At 60.5% G+C, this 16619-nt stretch carries 9 protein-coding genes and 2 rRNA genes; 9 read left to right on the top strand and 2 right to left on the bottom strand.

Features of this window, described 5'->3' with window-relative positions; all coding sequences use genetic code 11:
- The first annotated feature begins 86 nt into the window (after window positions 1–86).
- From M1E05_RS14115 to M1E05_RS14105, 3 genes are all read left to right on the top strand, one after another.
- Complete coding sequence (locus M1E05_RS14115; protein ID WP_306904756.1) at window positions 87–1292, top strand: argininosuccinate synthase; 1206 nt, start codon at window positions 87–89, stop codon at window positions 1290–1292.
- Entirely contained in the window at window positions 1289–2764 is a 1476-nt protein-coding gene (gene argH / locus M1E05_RS14110) for an argininosuccinate lyase (protein WP_461163312.1), read from the top strand. The genes M1E05_RS14115 and argH overlap by 4 nt, the downstream gene beginning before the upstream one ends.
- Window positions 2765–2855: 91 nt before the next feature.
- Complete coding sequence (locus M1E05_RS14105; protein ID WP_461163311.1) at window positions 2856–3614, top strand: maleylpyruvate isomerase family mycothiol-dependent enzyme; 759 nt, start codon at window positions 2856–2858, stop codon at window positions 3612–3614.
- A 52-nt stretch (window positions 3615–3666) separates the two neighbouring features.
- On the opposite strand, the gene M1E05_RS14100 is transcribed toward M1E05_RS14105, so the two are convergent.
- Both M1E05_RS14100 and M1E05_RS14095 read right to left on the bottom strand, forming a co-directional pair.
- Window positions 3667–4161 (bottom strand): methylated-DNA--[protein]-cysteine S-methyltransferase, encoded by a 495-nt coding sequence (locus M1E05_RS14100; protein WP_461163310.1) that lies wholly within the window; start codon window positions 4159–4161, stop codon window positions 3667–3669.
- Window positions 4158–5666: an AlkA N-terminal domain-containing protein gene (locus M1E05_RS14095; RefSeq protein ID WP_461163309.1), complete on the bottom strand. Its 1509-nt coding sequence runs from the start codon at window positions 5664–5666 to the stop codon at window positions 4158–4160. Before M1E05_RS14095 ends, M1E05_RS14100 begins: the two co-directional genes overlap by 4 nt.
- Before the next feature lie 94 nt (window positions 5667–5760).
- Between M1E05_RS14095 and M1E05_RS14090 the strand changes: the two genes are divergently transcribed.
- The 6 genes from M1E05_RS14090 (at window position 5761) to M1E05_RS14065 (ending at window position 16435) form a co-directional block, all read left to right on the top strand.
- Window positions 5761–6441 (top strand): DNA-3-methyladenine glycosylase, encoded by a 681-nt coding sequence (locus M1E05_RS14090; RefSeq protein ID WP_458110926.1) that lies wholly within the window; start codon window positions 5761–5763, stop codon window positions 6439–6441.
- A gap of 9 nt (window positions 6442–6450) precedes the next feature.
- Complete coding sequence (locus tag M1E05_RS14085) at window positions 6451–7008, top strand: adenine phosphoribosyltransferase (protein ID WP_461163308.1); 558 nt, start codon at window positions 6451–6453, stop codon at window positions 7006–7008.
- Window positions 7009–7087: 79 nt separating this feature from the next.
- Window positions 7088–9316, top strand: coding sequence for a HelD family protein (locus M1E05_RS14080; protein ID WP_461163307.1), 2229 nt, complete (start codon window positions 7088–7090; stop codon window positions 9314–9316).
- A gap of 43 nt (window positions 9317–9359) precedes the next feature.
- Entirely contained in the window at window positions 9360–10673 is a 1314-nt protein-coding gene (tyrS, locus tag M1E05_RS14075; protein WP_461163306.1) for a tyrosine--tRNA ligase, read from the top strand.
- A 540-nt stretch (window positions 10674–11213) separates the two neighbouring features.
- Window positions 11214–12737: ribosomal RNA gene (locus tag M1E05_RS14070) — 16S ribosomal RNA — on the top strand.
- 564 nt (window positions 12738–13301) lie between these two features.
- Window positions 13302–16435 (top strand): 23S ribosomal RNA (locus tag M1E05_RS14065).
- The 16S and 23S rRNA genes sit together here, the layout of an rRNA operon.
- The last annotated feature ends 184 nt before the right edge of the window (window positions 16436–16619 follow it).

Genomic DNA, 16619 nt, shown 5'->3' with positions numbered 1-16619 from the left:
CCCTAAGCTGTAAGCAGACCAGCCGTGCGACCACTTGACGGCTAACCAACAAACAACAACAACAAACACAACTGAGGAGCATTTCCGTGACTGAGCGTATTGTGCTGGCCTACTCCGGTGGCCTTGATACTTCCGTAGCCATCGGCTGGATCGGTGAAGCCACCGGTGCCGAGGTCATCGCCGTGGCAGTCGACGTCGGACAGGGCGGCGAGTCCCTGGAGACCATCCGCCAGCGCGCACTGGGCTGTGGGGCTGTCGAAGCCTACGTTGCCGACGCGAGCGACGAGTTCGCCAACGAGTACTGCGTCCCCACGCTGAAGGCGAACGCCCTCTACCAGGGCCACTATCCGTTGGTTTCTGCCATCTCGCGTCCGGTCATCGTCAAGCACCTCGTCAAGGCCGCCCGCGAATTCGGCGCCACCACCGTTGCCCACGGCTGCACCGGCAAGGGCAACGACCAGGTCCGCTTTGAAGTTGGCATCCAGACTCTCGGCCCGGACCTGAAGTGCATCGCCCCTGTCCGCGACCTCGCCCTGACCCGCGACAAGGCCATTGCCTTCGCCGAGGAAAAGGGTCTGCCGATCGAGACCACCAAGAAGAACCCGTACTCGATCGACCAGAACGTCTGGGGACGCGCCGTCGAAACCGGCTACCTCGAAGACATCTGGAATGCCCCCACCAAGGACATTTACGACTACACCGCCACCCCGGAGTTCCCGCCGGCCCCGGATGAGGTCACCATTTCGTTCGAGGCCGGAGTGCCGGTGGCGATCGACGGCGTCAAGGTCACCCCGCTGCAGGCCATCAAGGAACTGAACCGCCGCGCAGGCGCGCAGGGGGTGGGCCGCATCGACGTCGTGGAGGACCGCCTGGTGGGCATCAAGTCCCGCGAAATCTACGAGGCACCGGGCGCGATGGCCCTGATCACGGCCCACAAGCACCTCGAAGACATCACCATCGAACGCGAGCAGGCCCGCTTCAAGGCCACTGTTGGCCAGCGCTGGGCCGAACTGGTCTACGACGGCCAGTGGTTCTCCCCGCTCAAGCGCTCCCTGGACGCTTTCATCGAGGACACCCAGAAGTACGTCTCCGGCGATATCCGTATGGTCCTCCACGGCGGCCAGGCCATCGTCAACGGCCGCCGCTCCGAGACCTCGCTGTATGACTTCGACCTCGCCACGTACGACACCGGCGACACCTTCGACCAGTCCATGGCACGGGGCTTCATCGAGCTCTGGGGCATGTCTGCAAAGGTTGCCTCCGGCCGCGACATCCGCGTCGCAGGACAGTGAGTCAGCAGCAGGGCCCACGAACGCAGGGGTCCCCGTCCGAGCGCAGCGAGGTTGGGGAGCGTTCGGGGACCAATGAAGGCGCACTGTGGGGCGGCCGTTTTGCCGGCGGCCCCGCGGATGCCCTGGCAGCCCTGAGCAAATCCACTCACTTTGACTGGCGGCTGGCACGCTATGACATTGCCGGCTCGGTGGCGCACGCCCGCGTGCTCCACAAGGCCGGGCTGTTGGACGAGGCCGAGCTCAAGGGCATGCTGGCTGCGCTGGCACAGCTGGACGAGGACGTGGCTTCAGGGGCCTACCTGCCAGCTGAATCAGACGAGGACGTTCACGGCTCCCTGGAACGCGGGCTGATTGAGCGTGCCGGAACGCAGCTGGGCGGAAAGCTCAGGGCCGGACGTTCACGCAACGACCAAGTGGCAACGTTGGGACGGATGTTCCTGCGGGACCACGCCCGCATCATCGCGCGGGGAGTGCTGGCCACCATCGACGCCCTCGTCGACCAGGCCAAGGCGCACCAGGGCGTGGCCATGCCCGGCAGGACCCACCTTCAGCACGCCCAGCCGGTCCTGCTCAGCCATCATCTCCTGGCCCATGCCTGGGCCCTGATTCGTGATGTGCAGCGTCTCCAGGACTGGGACAAGCGGGCAGGTGTTTCGCCGTATGGTTCCGGTGCCTTGGCGGGTTCTTCATTGGGACTGGATCCGGAAGCCGTTGCTGCGGACCTTGGCTTCTTCTCCGCAACCCATAACTCAATCGACGGCACCGCTTCCCGCGATGTCTTCGCCGAGTTTGCCTGGGTGACGGCCATGATCGGAGTGGACCTTTCTCGGGTTTCGGAGGAAGTGATTTTGTGGGCTACCAAGGAGTTCTCCTTCGTCACCCTGCATGATTCCTATTCCACCGGATCGTCGATCATGCCGCAGAAAAAGAACCCCGACGTTGCCGAGCTGGCTCGTGGCAAGGCGGGACGCCTGATCGGCAACCTGACCGGGCTGCTGGCCACGCTCAAGGGCTTGCCTCTCGCGTACAACCGCGATCTGCAGGAGGACAAGGAGCCGGTCTTTGACGCCGCCGACACCCTCGAGCTGCTGCTTCCGGCGGTCTCGGGAATGATCGCCACCCTGAAATTCAACAAGGAGCGGATGGAATCACTGGCTCCTCAGGGATTTGCGCTCGCGACCGACATTGCCGAATGGCTCGTGCGTCAGGGCGTGCCGTTCCGGGAAGCGCATGAGCTTTCCGGCGCCGCCGTCAAGCAGGCCGAGAGCCGCGGCGTCGAACTCTGGGACCTGACGGACGAGGAGTACGGAGCCATCTCGGAGCACCTCACTCCCGAGGTACGGACCGTCCTCAGCACGGAAGGTTCGCTCAACAGCCGGAACTCCCAGGGCGGGACGGCGCCGGCCGCCGTCGAACGCCAGTTGAAAGCCCTCGAAGTGGAAGTTTCCATGGTCAGGGCGTACGCCGGCTGACCAGGCCACCAGTCCGCGCGAGATGGCACTTTGCAGCAGTATTCTTCGGGATAACTGCCGTGAAGTGCCATCTCGCGTTTAGGATGGCGCAATGACCACGATCACAACTGACGATCTCCTCGTAGAGCTCCATAAAGCGGCCGATGTCGTGGACAGCCTTGCCGCCAAGCTGAGCGAGGAGGACGTTCCCGCCCCCTCCGAACTGCCGGGATGGAGCCGTGGACACGTGCTGGCGCACATCAGCGGCATAGCGAACGCCATGGCCCGCCAACTGGAGTACGCGGCCCGGGGCGAGACTGTGGAACTCTATGACGGCGGCTTTGAGGGCCGGAACCAAGCCATCGATATGGCGGCCAGCCGATCCTTGTCGGAGCACCGGTCAGCCCTCGACGCCGCCTTGGAGCGCGTCCTGCGCGCCTTCGATGGTCTAGCAAAGCTCGAGGGTTCAGGGGAGGCCGGTTGGCAGGCTCCCATCTCGTACCGCGGCGGCGTGGTGTACGACGGCGGCCTGGCCCTCTGGCGTGAACTCACCATCCACGCCGCTGACCTCGGTATGGGCCGCGGTCCGGAGACCTGGAGCAGGAACTTTTGCGGGCACCTGTTCGATTTCCTCGCTGCGCGGGTTCCCGAGAATCAGCGGTTTGTGTTCCAGCCGCTCGGTCTGCCTCCCATCACTCTTGGTTCCGGAGGGAAAACAACGGTGGTCAGCGGCATGCTGACTGACATTGCCGCCTGGCTTGCCGGCAGGACTCCTTCGCTGGGCAGCCTCAGGGCTTCGGCCGCCGCTGACGGTGTGGACCTCCCGGAGCTTCTGCCATGGCCTGCAGGCGTTCCGGCAGTCCGGTCCTAGACCTTCAGTAAAGAGCAGAGCCAGCAGCCAAGTGCGGAGCCCGCAGCAAGCCTCACCTGGCCTCGCGCGCCAGCAGACTTTCCTTGACAGCAAGGCCCCACCGGAAGCCGCCCAACGTTCCGTCGGTCCTGATCACCCGGTGGCAGGGTACAAAAAGGGCTGCAGCGTTGAACGCACATGCGCTTGCCGCCGCACGAACAGCCAGCGGATTCCCGGCGAGCATGGCGTACTGGGCGTAGGTAACCGGCTTACCCGGGCTTACGGTGCGAAGCATGTCCCAGGCGTGGCTGCGGAAAGGCCCGGATTTCTGCAGCACCGGAACGTGCATGGCCGGATCAGGATCTCCTGCGTAGTAAGCCTCCACGGCCTCAGACACGGAACCCATCTCCCGGACGGCAGCGAATTCGGAGGGACGCAGCAAGGGGTGCACCTGGCCGGTCAGTTCGTCGGGCTCAGCAGTCCAGCCGGACGCGAGGACTTCGCCATCCCGGGCAATGATGGTGAAGGGACCGTCTGGGGTGGGCAGGGTCAGAAGCTCGGCTTTCATGATTTCACTTTCGTTGCGGTGGCGCCTGTGCGTGTTAGGGGAGAAGCGGACGACGCGGCCCGCCACAGGTGCATCGTGGCGTAGGACCGCCAGGGGCTGACTTCCCGGAAATCCGGGGTATCGGCGTACTGGTTGGTCACAGGCCGGTTGGCCGCAAGGGAACGGATTCCGTTGCGGACGGCAGCATCATTGGCCAGGAAAACATCGGGCGCGCCGATTACGCGCATGGCCACGTATCCCACGGTCCACGGACCGATTCCGGCCAAGGGCAAGAGCTTGTCCGCAAGGCTGGCGAAGTTGTCTCCGTAGCCAAATGTAAGATCGCCTGCTGCCATGGCGGCTGTAACCGACACCAGTGAGTCGGTCCGCCGCTGAGGGCCCTTGAGTAACAGGGGCGCTGACTCTGACAGTTGGGCCGGCGTTGGAAACAGGCGATCAAGGCCATCGCCGGGCAGGGAGGTCTCGCTGCCGCTTACGGCCAGTTGAGTAAGGGCGGTCCTGGCTGATGCCACGGTGATCTGCTGGCCCACCATCGCCCGAACCAGCAGTTCCTGGGGGTCCACGGCGCCGGGCAGACGTATGCCGGGGGCTTCGGCAACGGATTGTGCGAGGCGGGGTTCTGCCGCCAGCGCTGAGTCCACTGCCCCGGGGTCGGCGTCGAGATCCAGGAGCCGGCGCACCCTGCTTAACAGGACTGGGAGGTCGCGGAGATCCACGGCACCAATGGTGAGAATCAACGGATGGCCGGGGGCGCCGTCGTCGTACTCCACCTTGAAGCGGGCATCACCGTGCTGCAAGCGGAGCGTTCGGACGTAGGAAGTCTGCGTGCCGGCCTCTATGCCTGGGATCGCACGCACGGCCAGGAAAGTGAAGATGTCGGGATTGAACGGTTCCCGATAGGGGAGTTGGAGCGTCAGCGCCGTAGTGGTGGCCACCGGAGCCTTCTGCTGCCTGGCTGTGCCGCGGAGAGCTGTCGGGGTCATATCGAAGACCTCCACAACGGTGTCGTTGAACTGGCGCACGCTGTTGAAGCCCGCGGCAAATGCAATATCGGCGAACTTCATCGACGTCGACACCAGCAGTGTCCTTGCTGTCTGTGCCCTGCCCGCTCGCGCCAGCGACAGGGGCCCAGCACCGAGTTCTGAGGTGAGGATCCTGTTGAGCTGGCGGGACGAGTAGCCCAGCCGCGAGGCCAGCCCTTCCACTCCATCGCGATTGATGACGCCGTCATTGATGAGGCGCATCGCCCGTCCTGCTACGTCCGAGCGCATGTTCCAGGCGGGGGTTCCAGGTACGGCCTCCGGAAGGCAGCGTTTGCAGGCCCGGTAACCGGCTTCGTGCGCAGCGGCCGATGTTTCATAGAACGTCACGTTCTCAGCCTTGGGAGTCCTCGCGGGACAGGACGGCCGGCAGTAAATCCCCGTCGTCCGGACGGCGGTGAAGAACTGCCCGTCGAAACGGGGATCGCGGGCGTCTATTGCCCTGTACCGCTGCCAGAAGTCCATGTCTTCATCCTGTCAGCTCCGGGACAGCCGGGCTAGCGGAATTCGGACATGGCCGTGGGATGCCAACCGTCCCATCTTTGTTAAGGTTTTGACCATGAATGCGAGCCAGCCCACCGGTGCTCCACAGCCGACTCCGGTGCGCGAGGTGCTTTCCGCCGATCCTCGGCATGTTGCACCTTTGCTGTTGGGAGCGGTCCTCACCCACATCAGTCCGGCGGGGACGGTCTCTGTCCGGATTACAGAGGTCGAGGCCTATCTTGGCCCTCACGATTCCTTGCATCCTGATCCCGGATCGCATACTTTCCGGGGCCTGACACCCCGGAACGCGCCAATGTTCGGCCCGGCCGGGCATCTTTACGTCTACTTCACCTACGGCATGCACTACTGCGCCAACATTGTCTGCGGGCCTGACGGTGTGGCATCCGCGCTGCTGCTGCGCGCAGGGGAGGTGGTTGCCGGTCAGGACGTTGCCCTCGCCCGGCGGCCCGCCTCCAAAACGCCCGTTGATTTGGCCAGCGGCCCAGCCCGCCTCGCCACTGCACTCGGACTGACGACGGCGGACAGCGGCAGGGACGTCCTCAAGGCGCCCTTCGCGCTGGAACTGCCTGCCACCCCTGCCTCCGCCATCAGTGCCGGACCCCGCGTAGGTGTCGCCGGCGCCGGCGGAACCCATGAATATCCCTGGCGGTTCTGGCTGACCGGTGACCCCACAGTCTCCCGCTACAAGGCCGCCAAGAGCAAGGCGATCACCGGGAAGTCGGCCAGCACCCAGTAGGGTGGATGCGTGAATCCAAGCGAGCCAGTTACCACCCGGCGCCCCGTCCCTGTGGACGAGCTCATCACGAGCCTCTGCATCACTGTGCCGGACTACCCGAAACCCGGCATCTCCTTCAAGGACCTCACTCCCGTTTTTGCCAATCCCACAGCGTTCAGGTCCGTCGTCGAATCTTTGGTGGAACCCTTCAGGGGACAGTTCGACGCCGTCGCGGGAGTGGAAGCCCGCGGTTTCCTGCTGGCTGCCGCAGCCGCCTACGCAACGAATACAGGAGTGGTGACCGTCAGGAAGGCCGGGAAGCTTCCCCGGACTGTCTTTGCCGAGGACTATGCCCTGGAATACGGCACGGCAACATTGGAGCTGCACACCTCGGATTTGCCGACCGGAAGCGGGGTGCTGATTCTCGACGACGTCCTCGCAACCGGAGGCACACTCGGTGCGGCCACCCGGCTCTTTGAACGATGTGGCATCCATGTGGCCGGGATCGGAGTGGTGATGGAGCTGGGCGAGCTCCGTGGACGGTCAGCCCTGACCGGTCACCGGGTCCGTTCGCTACTGCGCCTGTAGCAAGCGCGTCATCTCACACGCGGGCAACGGATTGGTTGTAGAATGTTAGGTCTGTCTTTTGCGATAGGGGAACGTCTCGATGCTCGACGCTGATTTAGCCCATGAACGGGACTACGTAGCTGGGTTGTATGCCCGTTTGGATGAACTGCGCGAGGAAAAGCGCGCCCAGCTGGCGCAAGTGCGCCGTGCCGGCGCTGTCGGAACCATGCAGAACGTGTCCGAGCGTGATGCCTTTGCCGCGCTCTACGAAGACCGCCTGGCGCAGCTCGACGCCGTCGACGACCGCCTCGTGTTCGGCCGGCTGGACCTTGACTCGGGTGAAGCCCAGTACATCGGGCGCATCGGCCTCACCACTGAGGATCTCCAGCGGCTCATGGTCGACTGGCGGGCACCTGAGGCGGGCCACTTTTACCAGGCCACCGCCTTTGACCGGCAAGGCGTACGCCGCCGTCGCCATCTCATCCTTCAGGGACGGGAGGTACGCGCCATCGAAGATGATGTCCTCGACGCAGACATGCTGGCTGACAACGCGTCCTTGCAAGGGGAGGGTGCGCTCCTTGCCGCCCTCGATTCAAAACGCACCGGACGCATGTCCGACATCGTGGGCACCATTCAGTCCGAGCAGGACAGGATCATCCGCTCCACCATTTCCGGAGCCTTGGTTGTCCAAGGCGGTCCGGGCACCGGTAAGACGGCTGTGGCACTGCACCGCGCCGCTTATTTGCTGTACACGCACCGCGACCGGCTGAAGACTGCAGGCGTCCTGCTGGTCGGCCCGTCGTCGTCCTTCATGAAGTACATCGAACGCGTCCTCCCATCCTTGGGTGAGACCGGCGTCGTGATGGCCAGCCTCGGCAGGCTGATGCCGGGCATCAATGCCATAGGCGAGCCGGAAGGGGACGTCGCCGCCCTCAAGGGCAGCCTGGAGATGGCTGAAGTGGTGGCCAATGCAGTGGCCAACCGTCAACGGATTCCAGCGGAGAACCGGATTCTCGAGGTGGACGGCCGCAAACTCGTTCTCACTCCCCGTCAGGTCCGCCGTGCGAGGGACAAGGCCCGTGGAACCGGCAAGCCCCACAACGAGGCCAGGGTAACTTTCGTGAAGATCCTGCTCCGGGAGCTGACGGAGCAAATGACCGAGCTGGTCGAAGCCGGCAGTATCGGCAACAACGCCGACCGCTCCTACCTTGCGGAGGATGTCCGTTCCGCAAGGGACGTCAGGATCGCCCTGAACCTGTGCTGGATGCCCATGACTCCGGAAAAGCTGGTGGGCGAACTGCTCAGCAAACCGGCAATCCTGGAAGCGTGCACCCCAGGCTTCACCCCAGAGCAGCGTGCCCTCCTCTTGCGGCCCGCGGATTCTCCCTGGACAGAATCTGATGTGCCGCTGCTGGACGAGGCTGCGGAATTGCTCGGCGAACTGGACGCCGCTGCCGGCCGTGGACTGGCCCAGCAGGAACACGACCGTGCCCGCGATCTCGCGAATGCCCGCCAAACGCTGGTGAACATGGAGACTGCCGGCGTGGACGTTCTCATGAGCGCCGAGGAACTGGTCGACCAGAACCAGGAGCGCGAAGCCCGGCTTACCGCGGCCGAGCGCGCCACCAGTGATCGAACCTGGGCGTTTGGCCACATTGTGGTGGACGAGGCACAGGAGCTGTCGCCCATGCAGTGGCGCCTGCTGGTTCGGCGGTGCCCGCTCAAGTCCTTCACCATCGTAGGTGATATCGCCCAGACCAGTTCCGTTGCCGGCGCGAAGTCCTGGCAGGGAGCGTTGGAACCTCTCTTCGGCGACCGCTGGCAGCTCGAAGAGCTGACCGTGAACTACCGGACGCCGTCCCAGATCGCCGAGGCCGCCGCGCGGATGGCAAATGCGGCTGGCCTGGTGGTGTCAGCGCCGAAGGCTGTCCGCGAGGGCCGCTGGTCACCGATCATTGACGAGGTGGAGCAGGGTGCCATTGTCAGTCGTCTTGTGGACGTACTCCCCGAGGAACTGGAAGCGCTCGACGGCGGACTGCTGGCAGTGATTGCCGACGGTCCGTTGCTCCCCGAAGCCACAACCGCACTGCGCGCCGCCTATGGCCGCAGGGTCGGAACCGGCGCGGGAAGTTACGAACAGGACATTGTGGTCATCAGCCCGCGCGAGGCAAAGGGCCTGGAGTTCGACGGCGTCGTGGTTCTGGAACCTTCAGCCATGCTCAACCATGAGCACGGCCGCGTAGGCGATCTCTATGTGGCCATGACCCGGCCCACCCAGCGGCTGAGACTCATTGCATCAGCAGGGATACCGGCCGGCATCGAAGGCTGAACCCCGGCGCTGCTGACCCGTCAATCCTGCTAACTTAGATCACGTGTCACAACTAACTGATCTTGAATCCCAGCAGAACGATCCCAGCTTCGCCAACATCTGGCAGGAGCTGAAATGGCGCGGACTTGTCCACGTATCCACCGACGAAGTGGAACTTGAAAAGCTCCTCGCCGGTGACGCGATCACCTATTACTGCGGATTCGATCCCACTGCGCCGAGCCTCCATCTGGGCAACCTGGTGCAGTTGTTGCTCATGCGCAGGCTGCAGCTTGCCGGCCACAAGCCTCTTGGGCTTGTGGGCGGCTCCACCGGCCTTATCGGTGATCCTCGGCCGACAGCTGAACGCACGCTGAACACCAAGGACACGGTGACGGAGTGGGTGGGATACCTTCAGGCCCAGGTTCGCCGGTTCCTGAGCTTTGAGGGCGCCAACGCGGCCCGTATGGTCAACAACCTGGACTGGACTGCCCCTTTGAGCGCTATCGACTTCCTCCGCGATATCGGCAAGCACTACCGCGTAGGCACCATGCTCCGAAAGGATGCGGTGGCGTCCCGGCTCGGTTCCGAAGAGGGCATCAGCTACACCGAGTTCAGCTACCAGATATTGCAGGGCATGGACTACCTGCAGCTGTTCCGGGACTACGGCTGCATACTCCAGACCGGCGGTTCGGACCAATGGGGCAACTTGACGAGCGGCACTGAGCTTATCCGCAAGGTTGAGGGGAAGCATGTGCACGCCCTGGGAACACCCTTGATCACGAACTCGGACGGAACCAAGTTCGGCAAGAGCGAAGGCAACGCGATCTGGCTGGATCCGGACATGTGCAGCCCGTACGCCTTCTACCAGTTCTGGCTGAACACCGCTGATGCGGACGTTACAGCACGATTGAAGGTCTTCACCTTCCTGAGCAGGGCTGAGATCGAGGCACTCGAGCTCTCGGTGGCGGAGCGGCCCTTCGCACGCGAAGGGCAGCGGAAGCTGGCGTATGAGGTCACGTCACTGGTTCATGGCATGGAGGCAACCGAAAAAGTCATTGCCGCCTCGGCTGCGCTGTTCGGCAACGGCGATCTCAGCGCGCTCGATGAGAAGACCCTCGCAGCAGCCACGTCAGAGCTTCCCTCCGCGAAGATCGACGACGGCGGCCTCGGCATCATTGACCTCCTGGTGGCTTCAGGGCTTTCCGATAGCAAGTCGGCGGCCCGGCGCACCGTAGGGGAGGGGGGCGCTTACGTGAACAACGCCAAGATCTCCGATCCTGAAGCAGTGGTTGCCCATGAGCAACTGCTCCACGGCCGCTACTTGTTGCTGCGACGAGGCAAGAAAAACCTGGCAACAGTCGAAGTCGAGGCTCGCTGAATACACGGCACCACCTGGTCAAAGAACCACGCACAACCTGAACAGGGCACGCTCCTTTCCGCCGATTTGCACGGCCGGAGAGGAGCGTGTAATGTCTTCTGAGTCGCCGCCGCTGAGTGGTGACAGACCCCCTACAAATGAGAAGCAATTCTTCATGCGCAAGGCGCACAAAATGAAAAATTGTTTCAAATTATGCTGGGCGGATTCATTGTAAACGGAGTGAATTTCCGGAGAATATCCGGATTTGCAAAGTGAAAATGAATCAAATAAGCTGGAAACATCGCAGCGAAGGAATGCGAAACAAAAGAATTTGAAGTAATTCAAATAAACATTGTTTCGAGAATTATTCGAATGTGTCTGTTGTTTGAGAACTCAATAGTGTGCCAAGTTTGTTGATACCAATTGTTTTATTGATTGGTTGAATTGGCCAGGTTGTCCACCCCGTGGATGGTCTGGTTTTTTTGGCTGGTTTCAAATTTTGTGCGGCCGGGTTTCCGCGTTTTCCCGTGGTTCCTGGTTGTGTTTCGTTTTTGTTTTACTTCAACGGAGAGTTTGATCCTGGCTCAGGATGAACGCTGGCGGCGTGCTTAACACATGCAAGTCGAACGATGAAGGGAGCTTGCTCCTGGATTAGTGGCGAACGGGTGAGTAACACGTGAGTAACCTGCCCTTAACTCTGGGATAAGCCTGGGAAACTGGGTCTAATACCGGATATGACTCCTCATCGCATGGTGGGGGGTGGAAAGCTTTTTGTGGTTTTGGATGGACTCGCGGCCTATCAGCTTGTTGGTGAGGTAATGGCTCACCAAGGCGACGACGGGTAGCCGGCCTGAGAGGGTGACCGGCCACACTGGGACTGAGACACGGCCCAGACTCCTACGGGAGGCAGCAGTGGGGAATATTGCACAATGGGCGAAAGCCTGATGCAGCGACGCCGCGTGAGGGATGACGGCCTTCGGGTTGTAAACCTCTTTCAGTAGGGAAGAAGCGAAAGTGACGGTACCTGCAGAAGAAGCGCCGGCTAACTACGTGCCAGCAGCCGCGGTAATACGTAGGGCGCAAGCGTTATCCGGAATTATTGGGCGTAAAGAGCTCGTAGGCGGTTTGTCGCGTCTGCTGTGAAAGACCGGGGCTCAACTCCGGTTCTGCAGTGGGTACGGGCAGACTAGAGTGATGTAGGGGAGACTGGAATTCCTGGTGTAGCGGTGAAATGCGCAGATATCAGGAGGAACACCGATGGCGAAGGCAGGTCTCTGGGCATTAACTGACGCTGAGGAGCGAAAGCATGGGGAGCGAACAGGATTAGATACCCTGGTAGTCCATGCCGTAAACGTTGGGCACTAGGTGTGGGGGACATTCCACGTTTTCCGCGCCGTAGCTAACGCATTAAGTGCCCCGCCTGGGGAGTACGGCCGCAAGGCTAAAACTCAAAGGAATTGACGGGGGCCCGCACAAGCGGCGGAGCATGCGGATTAATTCGATGCAACGCGAAGAACCTTACCAAGGCTTGACATGGACCGGACCGGGCTGGAAACAGTCCTTCCCCTTTGGGGCCGGTTCACAGGTGGTGCATGGTTGTCGTCAGCTCGTGTCGTGAGATGTTGGGTTAAGTCCCGCAACGAGCGCAACCCTCGTTCTATGTTGCCAGCACGTGATGGTGGGGACTCATAGGAGACTGCCGGGGTCAACTCGGAGGAAGGTGGGGACGACGTCAAATCATCATGCCCCTTATGTCTTGGGCTTCACGCATGCTACAATGGCCGGTACAAAGGGTTGCGATACTGTGAGGTGGAGCTAATCCCAAAAAGCCGGTCTCAGTTCGGATTGGGGTCTGCAACTCGACCCCATGAAGTCGGAGTCGCTAGTAATCGCAGATCAGCAACGCTGCGGTGAATACGTTCCCGGGCCTTGTACACACCGCCCGTCAAGTCACGAAAGTTGGTAACACCCGAAGCCGGTGGCCTAACCCCTTGTGGGAGGGAGCTGTCGAAGGTGGGACTGGCGATTGGGACTAAGTCGTAACAAGGTAGCCGTACCGGAAGGTGCGGCTGGATCACCTCCTTTCTAAGGAGCACCTACAGTCACCTTGCCTCATGTATGTGAGTGTGGAGGGGTTGTCAGGAGTAAAGGCCCATTGCGCAGGCGATTGTTCTGCGGTGGGTGCTCAAGGGTGGAATATCAACGAATAGGTGCCTGGTGGCACGGGCCGGTTATTAGTACGGATCCTGGTTGCTCTTCTCCTTTGTTGGGGTGGGGTGCGGGGTTCAGGAAGGTTTCCGGTGCGGGTTGTTGGGTGGTGTTTGGCACACTGTTGGGTCCTGAGGCAACAGGGCCGGGGGAAGGGGTGACTCTTTGTCCGGGTTTGTTTGTTTCTGGTTTCCTGGTCGGACCGATCATGCACGTTTTTTGCTCCCTTTGGTGGGGGTGTGTGTGGGGTGTGTGGCATGGGGTTGTTGTTTGAGAACTACATAGTGGACGCGAGCATCTTTTATAAGAAGCAATTTCCAAGAATATGAACCTGGATCTGTGCTGCGGATGTGGTTGTGCTTTTCCCTTCGGGGTTTGGTGTGGCTGTGTTTGTGGTGTGGTTTCCATAGGTTCTCTCGAAATGTTTTTTTGATCTTTTGTGGTCAAGTTTTTAAGAGCACACGGTGGATGCCTTGGCATTAGGAGCCGAAGAAGGACGTAGGAATCTGCGATAAGCCTGGGGGAGTCGATAACCGGACTGTGATCCCAGGGTGTCCGAATGGGGAAACCCCGCCAGACGCGCGAGTGATCTGGTGACCCGCATCTGAACACATAGGGTGCGTGGAGGGAACGCGGGGAAGTGAAACATCTCAGTACCCGCAGGAAGAGAAAACAACAGTGATTCCGTTAGTAGTGGCGAGCGAACGCGGATCAGGCTAAACCGTTCCATGTGTGATAGCCGGCGGGCGTTGCATGGTCGGGGTTGTGGGACTTTCCGTTCTGTCTCTGCCGGGACAGTGAGGTGAGAGTACGGGCATAGGTGAACGGTCTTGAAAGGCCGGCCAGAGAGGGTGTGAGCCCCGTAACCGAAATGTTGTGTACCGCCTGGAGAGTATCCCAAGTAGCACGGGGCCCGAGAAATCCCGTGCGAATCTGTCAGGACCACCTGATAAGCCTAAATACTCCCTAATGACCGATAGCGGACCAGTACCGTGAGGGAAAGGTGAAAAGTACCCCGGGAGGGGAGTGAAACAGTACCTGAAACCGTGTGCTTACAATCCGTCGGAGCAGCCGCAGCTTGCTGTGTAGTTGTGACGGCGTGCCTTTTGAAGAATGAGCCTGCGAGTTAGTGTTACGTCGCGAGGTTAACCCGTGTGGGGAAGCCGTAGCGAAAGCGAGTCTGAACAGGGCGTTGCAGTGGCGTGATCTAGACCCGAAGCGAAGTGATCTACCCATGGCCAGGTTGAAGCGACGGTAAGACGTCGTGGAGGACCGAACCCACTTCAGTTGAAAATGGAGGGGATGAGCTGTGGGTAGGGGTGAAAGGCCAATCAAACTTCGTGATAGCTGGTTCTCCCCGAAATGCATTTAGGTGCAGCGTTGCGTGTTTCTTGCCGGAGGTAGAGCTACTGGATGGCCGATGGGCCCTACAAGGTTACTGACGTCAGCCAAACTCCGAATGCCGGTAAGTGAGAGCGCAGCAGTGAGACTGTGGGGGATAAGCTTCATAGTCGAGAGGGAAACAGCCCAGACCACCAACTAAGGCCCCTAAGCGTGTGCTAAGTGGGAAAGGATGTGGAGTTGCGAAGACAACCAGGAGGTTGGCTTAGAAGCAGCCATCCTTAAAAGAGTGCGTAATAGCTCACTGGTCAAGTGATTCCGCGCCGACAATGTAGCGGGGCTCAAGTACACCGCCGAAGTTGTGGCATTCAGATTTTTGCTAAGCCCTTGTGGTTCAGGCGTCTGGATGGGTAGGGGAGCGTCGTGTGGGCAGTGAAGTCGCGGTGTAAACCAGCGGTGGAGCCTACACGAGTGAGAATGCAGGCATGAGTAGCGAAAGACGGGTGAGAAACCCGTCCGCCGAATGATCAAGGGTTCCAGGGTCAAGCTAATCTGCCCTGGGTAAGTCGGGACCTAAGGCGAGGCCGACAGGCGTAGTCGATGGACAACGGGTTGATATTCCCGTACCGGCGAAAAACCGTCCATGCTGAACAGGGGATACTAACCGCCCGAGACCTGACCGATCACCCTTGTGGTGTGAGGTTTTTGGTGGAGCGCGGGACCTGATCCTGGGAGGTAAGCGTATTAACAGGTGTGACGCAGGAAGGTAGCCGAGCCGGGCGATGGTTGTCCCGGTCTAAGGATGTAGGGCGAACGGTAGGCAAATCCGCCGTTCATGATGCCTGAGATCTGATGGGACTCCCGTAAGGGGGGATTCGGTGATCCTATGCTGCCTAGAAAAGCATCGGCGCGAGGTTTTAGCCGCCCGTACCCCAAACCGACACAGGTGATCAGGTAGAGAATACTAAGGCGATCGAGAGAATTATGGTTAAGGAACTCGGCAAAATGCCCCCGTAACTTCGGGAGAAGGGGGGCCCCCATCGTGATGGACACTTGCTGTCCGGAGCGTGCAGGGGCCGCAGAGACCAGGGGGAAGCGACTGTTTACTAAAAACACAGGTCCGTGCGAAGTCGCAAGACGATGTATACGGACTGACTCCTGCCCGGTGCTGGAAGGTTAAGAGGACCGGTTAGCCGCAAGGCGAAGCTGAGAATTCAAGCCCCAGTAAACGGCGGTGGTAACTATAACCATCCTAAGGTAGCGAAATTCCTTGTCGGGTAAGTTCCGACCTGCACGAATGGAGTAACGACTTCCCCGCTGTCTCAACCATAAACTCGGCGAAATTGCAGTACGAGTAAAGATGCTCGTTACGCGCAGCAGGACGGAAAGACCCCGAGACCTTTACTATAGTTTGGTATTGGTGTTCGGAGTGGCTTGTGTAGGATAGGTGGGAGACGTTGAAGCCCGGACGCCAGTTCGGGTGGAGTCATCGTTGAAATACCACTCTGGTCACTTTGGACATCTAACTTCGGCCCGTAATCCGGGTCAGGGACAGTGCCTGATGGGTAGTTTAACTGGGGCGGTTGCCTCCTAAAAAGTAACGGAGGCGCCCAAAGGTTCCCTCAGCCTGGTTGGCAATCAGGTGTCGAGTGTAAGTGCACAAGGGAGCTTGACTGTGAGAGAGACATCTCGAGCAGGGACGAAAGTCGGGACTAGTGATCCGGCGGTACATTGTGGAATGGCCGTCGCTCAACGGATAAAAGGTACCTCGGGGATAACAGGCTGATCTTGCCCAAGAGTCCATATCGACGGCATGGTTTGGCACCTCGATGTCGGCTCGTCGCATCCTGGGGCTGGAGTAGGTCCCAAGGGTTGGGCTGTTCGCCCATTAAAGCGGTACGCGAGCTGGGTTTAGAACGTCGTGAGACAGTTCGGTCCCTATCCGCTGCGCGCGCAGGAAATTTGAGAAGGGCTGTCCTTAGTACGAGAGGACCGGGACGGACGAACCTCTGGTGTGTCAGTTGTACTGCCAAGTGCACCGCTGATTAGCTACGTTCGGATGGGATAACCGCTGAAAGCATCTAAGCGGGAAGCTCGCTTCGAGATGAGATTTCCATACACCTTGTGTGTGAGAGGCCCCCAGCCAGACCACTGGGTTGATAGGCCGGATGTGGAAGCGAGGACTAACGACTCGTGAAGCTGACCGGTACTAATAGGCCGATAACTTACACCACACACCACCCCCGCAAACGAACTTCAAAAGCGTTTGCACCCAGGGGGCGGTAAAAAGAAAACAAGACTGCTTGCGTCCACTATGTGGTTCCCAACCAACAAACCCGCACCACCGGTTTGCTGACAAGGGAACACAACTGAATAACAACACCACACCTGCCCCCCAAAAGGGCAGAGAGAACATGT

It is taken from the genome of Arthrobacter sp. R4-81 (genome assembly GCF_054792365.1).
The sequence above is the reverse complement of the archived record's forward strand: the minus strand, read 5'-3'. Positions and strand labels throughout refer to the sequence as shown.

Excerpts from the sequence above, each read along its gene's own strand:
- M1E05_RS14105 (WP_461163311.1), top strand. The coding sequence starts at position 2,856 with ATGACCACGATCACAACTGACGATCTCCTCGTAGAGCTCCATAAAGCG.
- M1E05_RS14100 (WP_461163310.1), bottom strand. The coding sequence starts at position 4,161 with ATGAAAGCCGAGCTTCTGACCCTGCCCACCCCAGACGGTCCCTTCACC.
- M1E05_RS14095 (WP_461163309.1), bottom strand. The coding sequence starts at position 5,666 with ATGGACTTCTGGCAGCGGTACAGGGCAATAGACGCCCGCGATCCCCGT.
- M1E05_RS14090 (WP_458110926.1), top strand. The coding sequence starts at position 5,761 with ATGAATGCGAGCCAGCCCACCGGTGCTCCACAGCCGACTCCGGTGCGC.
- M1E05_RS14080 (WP_461163307.1), top strand. The coding sequence starts at position 7,088 with ATGCTCGACGCTGATTTAGCCCATGAACGGGACTACGTAGCTGGGTTG.